This window comes from Deinococcus taeanensis (genome assembly GCF_020229735.1).
Classification (GTDB): domain Bacteria; phylum Deinococcota; class Deinococci; order Deinococcales; family Deinococcaceae; genus Deinococcus; species Deinococcus taeanensis.
Genome location: NZ_CP083455.1, coordinates 2,029,535 through 2,043,853 on the forward strand (window position 1 = coordinate 2,029,535; position 14,319 = coordinate 2,043,853).

Annotated in this window: 10 protein-coding genes; 8 read left to right on the forward strand and 2 right to left on the reverse strand. The window is 70.3% G+C overall.

Annotation, left to right across the window (positions count from 1 at the left end; all coding sequences use genetic code 11):
* Positions 1-31: 31 nt before the first annotated feature.
* The 4 genes from rnr (at position 32) to LAJ19_RS09785 (ending at position 9,641) form a co-directional block, all read left to right on the forward strand.
* A complete protein-coding gene (gene rnr / locus LAJ19_RS09770) occupies positions 32-3,967 on the forward strand; it encodes a ribonuclease R (RefSeq protein WP_225475571.1) in 3,936 nt (1,311 codons plus the stop codon).
* Between the two features lie 249 nt (positions 3,968-4,216).
* The gene (gene treZ / locus LAJ19_RS09775) at positions 4,217-6,043 is read left to right on the forward strand and encodes a malto-oligosyltrehalose trehalohydrolase (RefSeq protein ID WP_225475572.1); all 1,827 of its coding nucleotides are present in this window, start codon (positions 4,217-4,219) and stop codon (positions 6,041-6,043) included.
* Positions 6,040-8,850 (forward strand): malto-oligosyltrehalose synthase, encoded by a 2,811-nt coding sequence (treY, locus tag LAJ19_RS09780; RefSeq protein WP_225475573.1) that lies wholly within the window; start codon positions 6,040-6,042, stop codon positions 8,848-8,850. Before treZ ends, treY begins: the two co-directional genes overlap by 4 nt.
* Before the next feature lie 104 nt (positions 8,851-8,954).
* Positions 8,955-9,641, forward strand: coding sequence for a Bax inhibitor-1/YccA family protein (locus tag LAJ19_RS09785; RefSeq protein WP_225475574.1), 687 nt, complete (start codon positions 8,955-8,957; stop codon positions 9,639-9,641).
* 95 nt (positions 9,642-9,736) lie between these two features.
* Here the strand turns inward: LAJ19_RS09785 and LAJ19_RS09790 are convergent, their stop codons facing one another.
* Complete coding sequence (locus LAJ19_RS09790; RefSeq protein WP_225475575.1) at positions 9,737-10,822, reverse strand: hypothetical protein; 1,086 nt, start codon at positions 10,820-10,822, stop codon at positions 9,737-9,739.
* Between the two features lie 62 nt (positions 10,823-10,884).
* On the reverse strand, positions 10,885-11,628 hold the full coding sequence (locus tag LAJ19_RS09795; RefSeq protein WP_225475576.1) for a metallophosphoesterase family protein: 744 nt from the start codon (positions 11,626-11,628) through the stop codon (positions 10,885-10,887).
* A 271-nt stretch (positions 11,629-11,899) separates the two neighbouring features.
* Between LAJ19_RS09795 and dcd the strand changes: the two genes are divergently transcribed.
* The 4 genes from dcd to LAJ19_RS09815 all read left to right on the forward strand — a co-directional run bounded on the left by dcd (position 11,900) and on the right by LAJ19_RS09815 (position 13,753).
* Entirely contained in the window at positions 11,900-12,460 is a 561-nt protein-coding gene (gene dcd, locus LAJ19_RS09800) for a dCTP deaminase (RefSeq protein WP_225475577.1), read from the forward strand.
* Between the two features lie 17 nt (positions 12,461-12,477).
* Positions 12,478-12,975 carry a GNAT family N-acetyltransferase gene (locus tag LAJ19_RS09805; protein WP_225475578.1) on the forward strand — a complete coding sequence of 166 codons (498 nt, stop codon included), beginning with the start codon at positions 12,478-12,480 and terminating at the stop codon, positions 12,973-12,975.
* Between the two features lie 74 nt (positions 12,976-13,049).
* Positions 13,050-13,271, forward strand: a complete 222-nt coding sequence (locus LAJ19_RS09810; protein ID WP_225475579.1) for a hypothetical protein — start codon at positions 13,050-13,052, stop codon at positions 13,269-13,271.
* A gap of 68 nt (positions 13,272-13,339) precedes the next feature.
* On the forward strand, positions 13,340-13,753 hold the full coding sequence (locus LAJ19_RS09815; RefSeq protein ID WP_225475580.1) for a DoxX family protein: 414 nt from the start codon (positions 13,340-13,342) through the stop codon (positions 13,751-13,753).
* Positions 13,754-14,319 lie beyond the last annotated feature (566 nt).

Here is a 14,319-nt window from a genome sequence, read left to right on the forward strand (position 1 = left end):
ACGGGCGCGTCCTGAGTGACCAGGAACGTACATGCCGAAAACGAAGAAGACGGAAACGGTGCCCGGCACCGCGAGGACCGGCACCGAGACGAAGAAGACCACCCGGAGCGCAAAGAGCGCTCCCCAAGCTGCGGCGAATCCCGCCGATGAGACCCTGGCAGGCGTGCCCGCAGTGACGGACTCGCCGGTCGTAAATGAACCCGAGGTCCCGGTGCGCGCCAGTCGCAAGGCCCGCCGCACCGAACCGGCCCTCTCTCCGGAGGACGCCGCGGCCCCTGAGACGGCCGCGGCGCAGACCACCCCTCCGGCCAAAAAACGCGCCCCGCGCAGCACGAAGGACCCTCAGGGTGCTGAGGCCGGGACGGTCCAGAGCACCGACGCCCCCGCTGCCCAGGAGGCCCCCAGGCCGGTACGCCGTGGTCGTCCGCGCCGGGCCGAGGCTGTGCAGGCGCCGGAACCAGAAGTGGTGAGCGCACCCGTTGCGAACACGGCAGACACGACGGATGAACCTGAAGTGGCTGGGGAGGTCACCACGGCAGTGGACGCCCCGGTGAAGAAGTCGCGGGGTCGAAAAGCGAAGGAGACGCCTGCCGTTCAGGCGTCTGCGCCTGAGACCGGGCGTCCGGAGGACGACACGACCGAGTCGGCGGATGCGGAGCCGGCAACGCCCGTCACCCCCCGTGGCGCCCGCCGCGGGCGGGCCGCGGTGCAGGACGACGCGCCAGCATCCAGCGGGCTGGACCCGGTCATTCTGGAAGTGCCGAAGAAACGTGGCGGGCGCCGCAAGGCCCTCCCCGCAGAACCCCTCGCGGACGTGCTGAGCGGCGTGGAGGCTGTAACGCCCGCGCCTCACGCTGCCGCAGCGCCGGACAGCGTGGCGCTGCCCGAGCCGGAGGAGCCTGAAGTAGTTCCGGTGCGCAAGGGCCGCCGGACCCGCAAGGCGGACCTGCCGGTCGCGCCCACACCGGCTCCTGCGGACGTGGCTGCGCCGGTCGTTGATCAGGTGAGTGCCGGGGCAGAACAGCCGGCCACGGGGGCCGCCGGTAGCGCACCCGCAGAGGAGGACCTCGACGCGCCGGCGGACACCAACCCGGAGCGGGAGATTGTGGTGGCGCAGCTGCGCAAGCTGGGCCGGCCGGTGCACGTCCGGGACCTGGAGCGGACGTTCACGCGCCAGACCATGAACCGCCTGGGCAACTGGCGGGATCTCACGGACCTGCTGGAGACCCTGGTGGAGTCTGGTGAGGTCATCCGGACCCGCAAGAAGACGTACGGACTGCCCGAGGCGATGAGTCTGGTGCGTGGCCGCTTCCAGGCGTCCGCCGCAGGCTTCGGGTTCGTGATTCCGGACAGTGGCGGTGAGGACTTCTACGTTCCGGCAGAGCAGACGCTGGAAGCGTGGAACGGCGACATCGTGCTCGTCCGCATGGAGGGCCGCGGAGACGGCGGCCGGGGCGGCGGGCCGCGGCGCGGTCAGCGTGGCGACGGCAATCCGCGCGCCAGTGTGGTGCGGATCGTGCAGCGCGCCTACCGGCAGCTGGTGGGAACCCTGGAGTTCCATCATGGGCACCCGATCCTGAAACCGGACGATCACCGCGCCCGGCACCGGATTCTGGTGCTGCCTGAGGGCCTGGAGGGCCTGCCGCCGGGCGCGCGCGTGGTGACGGAACTGTTCTGGCCTGAGAACACCGGCGAGGACGAGGTGTTCGGTCAGGTGACGCGCGTGCTGGGCGAGCAGGACGACCCGGTGACGGAAACAGAAGCGGTCATCGTGAAGTTCGGGCTGCGCGGCGACTTCCCGGGTGAGGTCGTGGAGCAGGCAAACGCGATTCCCACCGAGATTCCAGCGGAGGCCCTCGTGGGCCGCCTGGACCTGCGGGAGTTCAACATCTTCACGGTGGACGGCCGCGACGCGAAGGATTTCGACGACGCCATTCACATTCAGCCCACGCCAGAAGGGACGTTCGTGGTGGGCGTGCACATCGCAGACGTGAGCCATTACGTGCAGGAGGGCACGCCGCTGGACGCCGAGGCCTACGCCCGTGCGACGAGCGTGTACCTGCCGGGCCGGGTGCTGCCCATGCTGCCCGAGCACCTCAGCAACGGGGTGTGCAGCCTGGTGCCCTACCAGGACCGCCTGACCATGACGGCCCTGGTGGAACTGAGTGCCGAGGGTGACATCCTGAAGGTGCAGCTGGCGCCCAGCGTCATCAATTCCAAAGCGCGCCTGACCTACGATGAGGTGCAGGCCTACAGCGAGGCGACCGCCACGCTGCCGGACCACGCCCGTCAGCTGGAGGGGGACCTGCACCTCCTGCTGAAGATCACCACCAAACTGCGCCAGAAGCGGCTGCGGGAAGGGTCACTGGACTTCAAGCTGCGCGAGGTGAAGGTGGATGTGGGCCCGGACGGCCGCATGGAACTCATCCCGATCCGCGAGGAAACCGCGCGCGGCATGATCGAGGACCTGATGCTGCTGGCGAACAAGGTCGTGGCCCACGAGCTGCTGCAGCGTGAAATCCCGGCACTGTTCCGCATTCACGAGGAACCCACGCTGCAGCGCTTTCAGGAGGTGACCAACGCCATCGGGCGGCTCGGCCTGGCCTTCCCGGGTGGGGAACCCACCCCGCAGGCGTACCAGGCGGTGCTCAAGCAGGTGCGGGGCACGAACCGCGAGAGCGTGGTGAACACGCTGCTGCTGCGGTCCATGCAGCAGGCGAAGTACGCCGGGGAGAACCTGGGGCACTTCGGGCTGGCCTTCGACGAGTACCTGCACTTCACGTCTCCCATTCGCCGTTACCCTGACCTGCTGGTGCACCGCGTGCTGAAGGGCATGCTGAACGGTGAACTGAAGGCCGGTGGGCGCGCGGTGGCGCAGTTGCAGTCTCGCCTGCCGGGCATGGGTGACCACACCAGTGAGCGCGAGCGCGCCGCGGCGGAAGCTGAGCGGGACCTCACGAAGTACTATCAGGCGAAGTGGGCGCAGGAGCACGTCGGGGAGTCCTTCTCCGGAAACGTGTCGGGCGTGGTGGCCAGCGGGCTCTTTGTGGCGCTGGACAACGGCGTGGAGGGCAAGCTGCACATCTCACACCTGGATGACGACTACTACGTGTTCATCGAGGACGCGCAGATCCTGCGTGGCCGCAGCCGGGGCCGGTCGTTCCGGCTGGGTGACCCCGTGGACGTCACCATTCAGGCTGTGAATCCGCTGGCGCGCCAGACGGACTTCACGCTCGCCGATCCTTCCGACCCGGAGTACCGTCCGGGCAGCACCCATCAGGAGAACGATATGGATTCACCCGTCAAACCCCGTGCCCGCCGCCGTGAGGACCGCGAGCAGGAGAAACGCGAGAAGCTGCAGAGCGTGCCGGTCAGCGAACCGAAGAAATTCACGCTGGAGGACCCTTCCCCCCGCCCGGCCCTGTCACCCTCGACAGGCACGGCGCGGCCGGTCCGGGGACGCGGGCAGGTCGGAAGCGGCCGCGACCGTGACGCCGGGCGCGGGGCGGGCGCCCAGGGGCGCACGTTCGGCGGGGTCAGCATGGGCCGCGGCGCGCGGCGTGTCATCACGCTGGAACGCCCCCGCAACGAGCACCTGCGGCCTGTGAACATCACGGTGCAGCGCATGTACTTCGGCGACTGGACGCTGGAGAACATGCCGCCCGAGGACGCCCAGGGAAGCGGCGGGCGCGGCCCGCGCCCCATGAACCGTGAGCGGGGCGCCGGCGCCGAGCGCGGACGGGGCTTCACGCGCGGCGGCAATGACCGGGGAGCGGTGCAGCGCGTGAACGGCCGGCAGACTGCGGGTGGCCGTGACGGCGGGCGCGCCCCGGCGGGGGCCGTGCGGGAAACGCCCCGGGACGTGACGCCCGCTGTCACCTCGGACGCGGCCAGCGAGGACGCCAAGCGCCGTCGCCGCCGCCGTGGCCGCCGTGGGAATGGCGGGAACGGCCCCTCGCAGGGCTGAGAGTCATTGGTTCAGGAAAGCCCGGTCTGCGCGCAGACCGGGCTTTTTTCCGTGCTGAGCGAGAGGCGCCTCGGCGGGAGGGCGTGCGGGGTTTGTGCCGTGTGCGGCGTGGACGTTTGCTTCATGTGCCTGGAGGCTGGCGTGGGAGCGAGCTGCATGGTCCCTTAGGGTTGCTTTCATGGCGCGCCGGGCGCGGGCCTCTACCCTGACAGGCATGACGCCTCTTCGGGGGCGGCGAGGGGAGGACTCATGAGCAGGTCAGACGAACAGGGCACCGAAGGTCAGCGCTCCCAGTTGGGGGCGCGACTCCTGCCGGGCGGTCAGAACACAGAGTTCCGCGTCTGGAGCACCCGGGCCTCACAGGTGCACGTCCGGGTACGCGGCGAGGATTACCCCCTGCAGGCTGTGGGGCACGGTTATTTCGAGGGCGTGCTGCCGGTGGGGGCGGGCACACGGTACAAGTTCGTGCTGGACGGGCAGGCGCTGCCGGACCCGTACGCGCGCTTCCTGCCGGACGGCGTGCATGGCGAAGCGGAGGTTGTGGACCCTGAGGCCTTCGCGTGGCAGCACGGAAACGGAATGGAACGGCCGCTGAGTGAGTGCGTGTTCTACGAACTGCACGTGGGGACGTTCACGCCTGAAGGCACCTACCGCGCGGCCGTGGAGCGTCTGCCGGAGCTCGTGGCCCTGGGGGTCACCGCGCTTCAGGTGATGCCCGTCGCGGCGTTCCCGGGCGAACGGGGATGGGGGTACGACGGGGTGGCCCTGTACGCGCCGTACGCGCCGTACGGGCGGCCTGAAGACCTGATGGCGTTCGTAGACGCCGCGCATGGGCTGGGCCTGTCGGTGTTTCTGGACGTGGTGTACAACCATTTCGGTCCGGACGGAAACTACCTCACGAGCTACAGCCCGACGTACTTCACCGACCGCTTTCACACGGCGTGGGGACAGGGCCTGGATTACGCGGAGCCGCACATGCGGCTGTACATCACCGGGAACGTGCAGATGTGGCTGCGCGAGTACCGTTTTGACGGCCTGAGACTCGACGCCACGGCCAGCATGCAGGATGACAGCGAGGAGCACATCCTGCACGAGCTGGCGCGCGCCACGCACGCGCTCGGTGGGCACCACCTCCTGGTGGCCGAGGACCACCGGAACCTGCCGGAGCTCGTAACCGACATTCACCTGGACGGCATCTGGGTGGATGACTTTCACCACGTGGTGCGCGTCACGCTGACCGGCGAGCAGGAAGGGTACTACAGCGGTTTCCGGGGCGGAGCGGTCGAACTGGCACGCGTGATCAACCGCGGCTGGGTGTACGAGGGACAGCGGTGGAACGTGACGGGCGAGGAGCACGACCGCGGCCGGCCGGCCACGGACCTGGAAGCTCCCAGCTTCGTGTACTGCATCCAGAACCACGACCAGGTGGGCAACCGGGCGTTGGGAGACCGGCTGGAGCAGTTCGAGACGGTCACGCTGGCCGAGTACCGCGGGGCAAGCACGCTGCTGCTCTCGCTGCCCATGACGCCGCTGCTGTTCCAGGGGCAGGAATGGGCGGCCAGCACGCCGTTCCCGTTTTTCAGTGATCACGCCGGGGAACTGGGGCACATGGTCACCGAGGGCCGGCGGCGTGAGTTTGCCTACTTCTCCAGTTTCAGCACGCTGGACGTGCCGGACCCCCAGGCCGAAGCGACGTTCCGCAGCGCGAAACTGAACTGGGCTGAGCGCACTGAGGGCGAGCGCGGCCGCACCCTGGCGCTGTACCGGGCGCTGCTGCGGCTGCGGCGCGAGGATCCGGTCCTGCGTCACCGCTCGAGGCGTTTCCTGCAGGCCGGGTCGGCCAGCACGGGCGTCGGCGAGTGCCTGTGGGTCCGCTGGGACACGCCCGACGGTGTGCGCGTGCTGGTGTGGAACCTGGCGTCCGTGGCCTTCTCCCCCACCCTGCTGGCCCTGCCGTTCGAGCTGCCGGGCCGGGTGCTGCTGCACTCCGAGGGACACATGGAGGCGCCCGCGCCGCTGGAGACGCTGCAGCTGCAGCCGGGTGAGGCGGCGCTGCTGGCCGGGGAAGACGCATGAGTGCGCCAGGGACGCACCTGCCGCTCTCCACGTACCGGCTGCAGCTGCACCGCGACTTTGATTTCGGCGCGGCGCGGCGCGCGCTGCCGTACCTCGCGCGGCTGGGCGTTACGGACGTGTACCTCTCGCCCATCTGGGCCAGCACGCCGGGCAGCACGCACGGGTACGACGTGACTGACCACGCGGCCGTGAACCCGGAACTGGGCGGCCTGACGGGTCTGCGGCGGCTGGCCGCCCGGGCCCGTGAACTGGGCCTGGGCCTGATCGTGGATTTCGTGCCGAACCACATGGGCATCCAGGGCGGCCACAACCCCTACTGGGAGGACGTGCTGCGCCACGGGCAGGCCAGCCGCTACGCGCACTTCTTCGACATCTCCTGGCAGCCGTTGAAACGCGCCCTGGAAGGCAAGGTTCTGCTGCCGGTCCTGGGGGACCAGTACGGCCGGGTCCTGGAGCGCGGCGAACTGATTCTGGAACGCGACGGTGGGGAATTCTCGCTGCGTTACTGGGAGCGGCGCCTGCCGGTCTCGCCGCGCAGCGTGGGCCAGCTGCTCACCTGGGCGTACGAGGCGTTGCCGGCCCGCACGGACACCGTCACCCTGGGCGAACTTGCCAGTATTCGCCGGTCGGTGGACACGCTGCCGCGCAGCACCTCCGCGGACCTGACCGATCAGGACCGCGTGATCCGCGCGCAGGAGGTGCAGGTCATGACCCGCCGCCTGGGCGCCCTGCTTGACGCCTCGCCCGAGGTGCGCAGCGTGATGGACGCCACCGTGAGCGCCGTGAACGCCGACCGTGAACGCCTGGACCGGCTGGTGAGCGAACAGAATTACCGCCTGGCGTTCTGGAAGGTGGCGGCCGAGGAGATCAACTACCGGCGCTTCTTTGACATCAACGACCTGGCGGCGCTGCGCATGGAGGACCCGCGGGTGTTCGCCTGGGCGCACGCCACGCTGTTCGACCTGCTGCGCCAGGGCCTGATTCAGGGGGTGCGCCTCGACCACACCGACGGCCTGTACGACCCGGCCGGGTACTTCCGGGCCCTTCAGGACGGCGCGGCGCACGCCCTGGGCCGCGAGCCCGGCCCGGACCTTCCGCTGTACGTGGTGGCCGAAAAGATCCTGGAGCCCGGCGAGCAGCTCCCGGACGCCTGGGCGATTCACGGCACCACCGGGTACGACTTCCTGGCGCAGCTGAACGGTGTGTTCGTGGACGGCGCCAATGAGGAGGAGGTCAGCGCCATGTACCGGCGTTTCACCGGGGACCGCCTCTCGTACGGAGAGCACCTGTACCGCGGCAAGCACCTGATCCAGCGGGTGAGCCTGCCGGGCGAGGTGAACGTCCTGGCCGAGCACCTCGAGCGGCTGGCCGAGTCGGACCTGAGCGCGCGGGACTTCACGCTGAGCACGCTGCGCGCCGCGATCCGCGAGGTGATCGCCTCGTTCCCGGTGTACCGCACGTACATCCGTGCTGACGGCGCGCGGGAACCCGGCGACGACGCGAAGATCGCGCACGCCATCCGCGACGCGAAAGCCCACAACCGCCGCGAGGGCCTCACGCTGGACCCCACTGTGTTCGACTACCTGCACGCGGTGCTGACCCTGAACGCGCCCGATGACCGGACGCGCGCGGCGTACGCGGACTTCGCCCTGAAATTCCAGCAGCTGACCGGACCGGTCACGGCCAAGGGCGCCGAGGACACCGCCTTCTACCGTTACGCCCGGCTGCTGTCCCTGAACGAGGTGGGGGGCGACCCGTCGCTGTACGGCACGCCGGTCAGCACGTTCCATGACGCGGCGCAGGCGCGCGCGACCCGCTGGCCGCACGCGATGCTGGGCGGCAGCACGCACGACACCAAACGCGGCGAGGACACCCGCGCGCGCATCAGTGTGCTGTCCGAAATGCCGCAGACGTGGTCAGCCTACCTGAGCCGCTGGTCGCCCCTGATCCGCTCGCTGGCCACGGAGCTGGAACTCGGGTCGGCGCCGGCCGCGCTCGACGCGTACGTGCTCCTGCAGAACACCCTGGGCGCCTACCCGCTGGACGGCAACGTCACGGACTTCCCGGACCGGCTGAGCGCGTACATGCTCAAAGCGGCCCGTGAGGCGAAGCTTCACACCTCCTGGGCGTCACCGGACAGTGAGTATGAGGAGGCGCTGGACCGCCTGGTGCGCGGCCTGCTCGCCGACCCGGGGTTCCGCGCGTCGATGGACGAACTGCACGCCCGCATCAGCCCGCACGGCGCGCAGAACGGTCTGAGCGCCTCGCTGGTGCGCCTGAGCGCGCCGGGGGTGCCGGACACCTACCAGGGCAGCGAAGGCTGGAACCAGAGCCTCGTGGACCCGGACAACCGCCGCCCCGTGAACTACGCGGCCCTGAACCGCACGCTGGGCCGGCTGGAGCGGGGGGCGGGCGTGGAACTCGCGCGGCGCCTGCTGGACCGCTACGCGGACGGCGCGGTGAAGGTCATGGTGACCTGGGCGGCCCTGCACGCCCGGGCCGCGCAGCCCGAGCTGTTCCGGAACGGCGCGTACCGCCCGCTGGACGGCGGCCGGCACGTGCTGGCGTTCATGCGGGAACTCGGGGCGCAGCGCGCCGTGACGGTCGCGCCGCGCCTGACGTTCACCCTCACGCGGGAGCGCACGCCGTGGGCGCTGGGTGAGGTGTGGGGCAACCGGCAGCTGGCCCTGCCGGCCGGCACGTACGTCAATGCCCTGACCGGCGAGCGGCTGCGGGCCCGGAGCGGCAAGGTCCCCCTGGCGAAGGTGCTGGAGGACTTCCCGCTGGCGCTGCTGCTGCGCGAGTAGGAGCGGTTCCTGAACAGGCAGGCTGCGGCCCGGCCTGCAGGAGGCCTGCCTACGCTTCAGGAAACCGGGAACTTTCTGCGGCGTTCCCCCGTATCCTGAAGCGTATGCAGACCTATCCCACCACTGCCCGCACGACGGACATCGTCCGGACGTTCATGGCCCGCACGTACTCGTGGATGGCGGCCGGTCTGGCCCTCACGGCCGGCGTGGCGTACTTCACCGCGCAGAACGACGCGCTGGCCCTGCAGGTTCTGAGCCTGCGCCTGCCGCTGATGCTGGCGCAGCTGGCCCTGGTGTTCGTGCTGAGCCTCTTCGCGCAGCGTCTCTCCAGCGCCGTGGCGGGCCTGCTGTTCACCGCCTACGCTGCGCTGACCGGCCTGACCTTCTCCGCGATTCTGCTGGCGTACGACCTGAGCGCCGTGACCGCCGCGTTCGCCACCACCGCCGGCACCTTCGCCTTGATGAGCGTGGCCGGGTTCGTGATCAAGAAAGACCTGAGCGCCATGGGCCGCTTCTTCATGTTCGCCGTGATCGGGCTGTTCGTCGCGATGATCGTGAACCTGTTCGTGGCGAGCAGCGCCCTGACCCTGGGCATCAGCATCGTGGGCGTCCTGCTGTTCGCAGGGCTGACCGCCTACGACACGCAGATGCTGCGTAACCTCGCGCTCAGCGGCGTGCAGGGGGAGATGGCGGAACGCGCTGCCATCAACGGCGCCCTGGCGCTGTACCTGGACTTCATCAACATGTTCCTGTTCATCCTGCGTCTGTTCAGCGGCAGCAGCCGCAACTGAGCCGCACCTTCTGAGCCCCCCGCTGGTGAGCAGCGGGGGGCTCACTTTGCCCGGTGCGGCACGGGCCCGCGCCCTTCAGGCCGCGCCCCCTGTTGTTACTTCGCGTACAGCGTCTTCACCAGCGGGGAATTCAGGTTCGCGTCGGCGCGGAGTCTGGCGTACGGAATCACGGCCGTCTCGGCGCACGCGGCCACCACGTGCGGGTAACCGGTGGGGGTAAGGTTCAGCCCGGCCGCACTGAGGTGCGCGGTGAACGACGAGGCGCCGTCCTGCGCGACCGTCCGGCACTCGGCGGTCAGGTGGTTCCTGACTGCGCTCAGGTACAGGTTCCTCTGCCGCGCGGCACTCAGGCGGGGCCACAGGGCGCCCAGCGGGACGGCCCGGCCGCTCAGGCGGTCCAGGATGACGCCCGTGGTGAAGTGATCCGGGTACGGTCCGCCGCAGTAGTACTCGGCGTCCTCCCGCACACTGAGCAGCCGGGCGGAGTCAAGCGTCACGGTGGCCTTCAGGTGATACCCGTCACCGCCGCTCCGCAGCGACTCCGGAAGCAGGGCGTGGCAGGCCAGGGCGTCGGCGGCGTGCGTGAGCTGCCGGTCCTGCAGGGCCGCGTTCAGGGCCGCCGGGGCGCCCGGCAGCCGCGGGTACTGCACGCCCGAAAGTGGTTCGCGGACGCTGCGGCCATCCGGGAAGCGCACCCAGGCGCGGTTCAGTTTCAGGAAGGTCAGCGGATCATCGCGCCGCAGGGCCACCAGCCCGGCCGAGACGGGCAGGTTCAGGGGCAGCGCCGCGGCATTCAGGGCGGTCAGGCGGACCTCCAGTGGCGCCGCACCTCCCGGCGCCTGCCACGTGCCTTTCAGGGCCGCTCCGTCGGGCATCAGGGTGAAGCAGCCGGTCACGACCACGCCCTCATCCAGCGAGCGGCGCGTGGTTTCCTGCAGCACCAGCTGGTTTCCGGCACGGCGGGCTTCCAGGGTCAGGTCCAGACTGCGGCGCTCGTAGAAGTACCGGCTTTCGCCCCGCGGGTCGAGGGTCAGCGCAACGGCAAGGGTACCGAGCGTGCCGCGGTACGTGCCGGCCCGCGCCCAGTCCGGCAGGCCCGGCGCGCCGCCGCAGCTTCCGGCCGCCTGGGCGCCCGCGCCGGACAGAATCATGAATGCCGCTGTGAGCCCCCACCTGTGCATGCGCGCAGCCTACAACCTTCCCACCCCGGCCGCAGACCAGCAGGCCGCAGAAGCGAAGGGACCTACGGGTCGTCGCCGCGGGCGTCCATGGTTCCGGTGCGCAGCAGGCCCGCTCCGCCCTGCCCGAACGGGGTGCGCGTGGCCACCCACGCCACGGCGGCCTCCACGTCGTACGCCACCGCGTGAAAGGAGGCGCTCCACGTGTGGCCGTCCCCGTCCAGCTGCGTCCAGCGGGCGCGGGGGTCGCCGTCCACCTGGTCGCTCACTGACCCAGCATTCACGACCAGTGTGTCGGCCACGCGGGTCGCGCCGGCGCGGTGCGTGTGCCCGCACAGCACCACGCCCGCCCCCAGAGGTTCGGTCAGGCGCCGCAGCTCCTTCGGGTCGCGGGCGCGGTAGTACCCGGCGTGATCCCACACCCACAGCAGGCTGTCCCAGGTGCTGGCCGCGGTGCCGTGAAAGGCCAGCAGCTCACCGCCGGCCGCGCGGGCCGTGAGGGGCAGCGCGGCGATCCGGGCGAGCAGGTCCGGCGCCGCGTGCGCGCTGAGCCACGCGCCGTACGCCTGCGACAGCGGCGAGCGCCGACCGCCCGGCCAGAGTTTCTCCTCGTTGTTGCCGCGCACCTCCAGCGCTCCGTGCGCGGCGAGTTCCGCCTGCATCGCCAGGGCCCGGGCGGGGTCGGCTCCACCTTCAGCCTGATCGCCCAGGTTCACCACGAGGTCCGGTGCGGCCCGGCGTACTTCGCGCAGCACGGCCTCCAGGGCGAAGGCATTGCCGTGCACGTCACTGATCACTGCGACCCTCATCGCCGCGCAGCGTACCGCCCTGGCCGCGACCGCGGGCCGGGACCCCCCCAGCAGGGGCCCTGGCCGTTCACGCGCACCGGCGTGGCCTCCCGGGGTCACACAGGGGGCGCCAGGATTGCGAGGGAAGGAAAGTGCGCAGGGACGTTCGGTGCGGAGCACTGCCCCGGGGCACGGTGCGCTGTCCCGGCGCTTGGGCGGAGCGGCCCGCCGTTGCCGTCGCGGGGACACTGAGGTGGCCCCAGCCTGCGGAGCGGCACGTACACTGCGGGGCATGAGCATTCTGCCTGACTGGCGTATCCGTGACCTGGCCCTGGCGGGCATGATCACGCCCTTCGAGGACCGGCTGGTCCGCACGGCGGAGAATGCACAGGTGATCAGCTTCGGCCTGAGCAGCTTCGGGTACGACCTGCGCTGCGCCGACGAGTGGAAGATCTTCACGAACGTGCAGAGCGCCGTGGTGGATCCCAAGGCGTTCGATGACCGGTCGTTCGTGGACGTCCGGGCGAGCGAGATCATCATCCCACCGAACTCCTTCGTGCTGGCCCGCAGCCTGGAGTACCTGCGCGTGCCGGACGACGTGATGGTGGTCGCCGTGGGGAAAAGCACGTACGCCCGCTGCGGCATCGTGGCGAACGTCACCCCGTTGGAACCCGGCTGGGAAGGGCACGTGACGCTGGAGTTCAGCAACACCACGCCACTGCCCGCCAAGATGTACGCCTTCGAGGGCTGCGTGCAGCTGCTGTTCTTCCAGGGAGAGCGGCCCGAGGTGACGTACGCTGACCGCCGCGGCAAGTACCAGGGTCAGACCGGCGTGACCCTGCCCCGCCTGTGAGGAGCGCTGGTCCGGGCGTGCAGATCCGGCCGCGCACGCCCGGGGACCTGCCGGCCCTCACCGTGGGCCTGCGAGCCGTGCATGACGCCGTGGATTACCCGTCCCTGTGGCCGGAAGATCCGGTGGCGTTCGTCACGGTGCGCGGCGAGGCGTGGGTGGCCGTGGTGGAGGGCCAGCTGGCGGGGCAGGTGGTGCTGTCCCCCCTGCCGGACCCACCTCCGGCGTGGGTGGCGGCGAGCAGGTTGGCCGGACCGCTGCAGGAGGTCAAACGGCTGTTTGTCGTGCCGGGCGTGCAGGGCGGCGGGGTGGGACGCGCCCTGCTGCTGCGCGCGCAGCGGGAAGCGCAGGCCGCAGGGGCCACGGCGGTGCTTCAGGTGAACGAGCGAAGCCTCCCGGCCGTGCGGCTGTACGAGCGCGCCGGGTGGCGCTTCCTGACCCGCTCGCCGGCCTCGTGGCAGGAAGCGGACGGCCTGCAGGCGTGGGTGCGGGTGTACGCCGCGCCCGGAAGAGATTGAGGCTCATTTCATGTGTGAACTGACGTTCATGCCGTCCATGCTCTTCAGTCCGCTGAGCCTGTCAGCCTGAACGCATGCCAGACAAGGACGACAAGAACAGCGGGCACACCAGCCTCCCGCAGGACTACGACCGCAGCAAGACCGAGGTGGAGGACATCGAGCATAACCGTCAGCCTTCCGTCAAAGGCGTGAATGACCGCGAGGCGCAGGCCCCACGCAACACGGACGACGGCCTGAGCGACAAGGAACGCCATGACCGGGAGCAGGCCCGTCAGGTGCCCGCCGATCACGGCTGAGTCCGGATTCTCCAGGAGCCCCGCGCGGGCTCCTTTTCTTTTGCCGCGGAATCCGCGACGCTGCGTGCATGCTGACTCCTGACCGGGCACTGCCCCGCCTGACTCCGGGCGTGCTGCTGCTGGCCACGCTGTTCATCACAGCCGGCGCACTGCACTTCATCACGCCGCGGTTCTTTGACCGGATCGTGCCGCCCTGGGTGCCCATGACACCGCGCGCCGCGACGCTGCTGAGCGGCGCAGCGGAACTGATGGGCGGGCTGGGCCTGCTGCACCCGGCCACGCGGCCCGCCGCACGCTGGGGCCTGCTGGCGCTCTTGGCCGCCGTGTTCCCGGCGAACGTCTGGATGGCGCAGGACCCCGAGCGATTCCGGGTCAGTCCCGCCGTGGCGTGGGGCCGCCTGCCCCTGCAGCCGCTGCTGCTGTGGGCCGTGTGGCGGGCCGGTCGCCCCGGCCTGAGCAACAGCCGCGAACGCCACCACTGAACAGCTGTACCGCTCACGAGATTCAGTCCGGTGTGTCGGGGGCACGCAGGCGCGGCAGAGCAGAACGGCCCAGGCGGCCTGCGGCGCGCCAACCCGGCACCCGCCAGGTCACCGGTCAGGACTGGAGCGCACTGGCTGTTCCGGCCGGTCCGACATTTCTGTCCAGCGCGCCAGCCAGGAAGGCCGCCACGCCTGGAAAGAGGCCCAGGGTCAACGTGTTTCCCGCGTCACTTCGCCGCACGCCCCCGGGGGCGAGACCACGGCTGCGTTCGTCAGGGTGACGTGTTCGGTGAACCTCGCGCACCCGCCGGTGACGTCCGGATGGTCCGTACTGATGCCTGCCCGGGAAGCCACCGTCGTCCACGCCGCATCTGGTCATCTTGTGTCACCTCACCTGACCAGAGCACACGCGCCGCAGTGTCCCCAGCGGCGCGGGGCATGGTCCCGGCAAACCGCAGGCGAGACGGGCGGGGGTGCGGATTGGAGCGGACGGTGCAGAGGTGGCCGTGGCAGGGGTGCAGGACGGTTCTCAGATCACCCTGCCGGGCACGTGCGGCGCCCTGAGG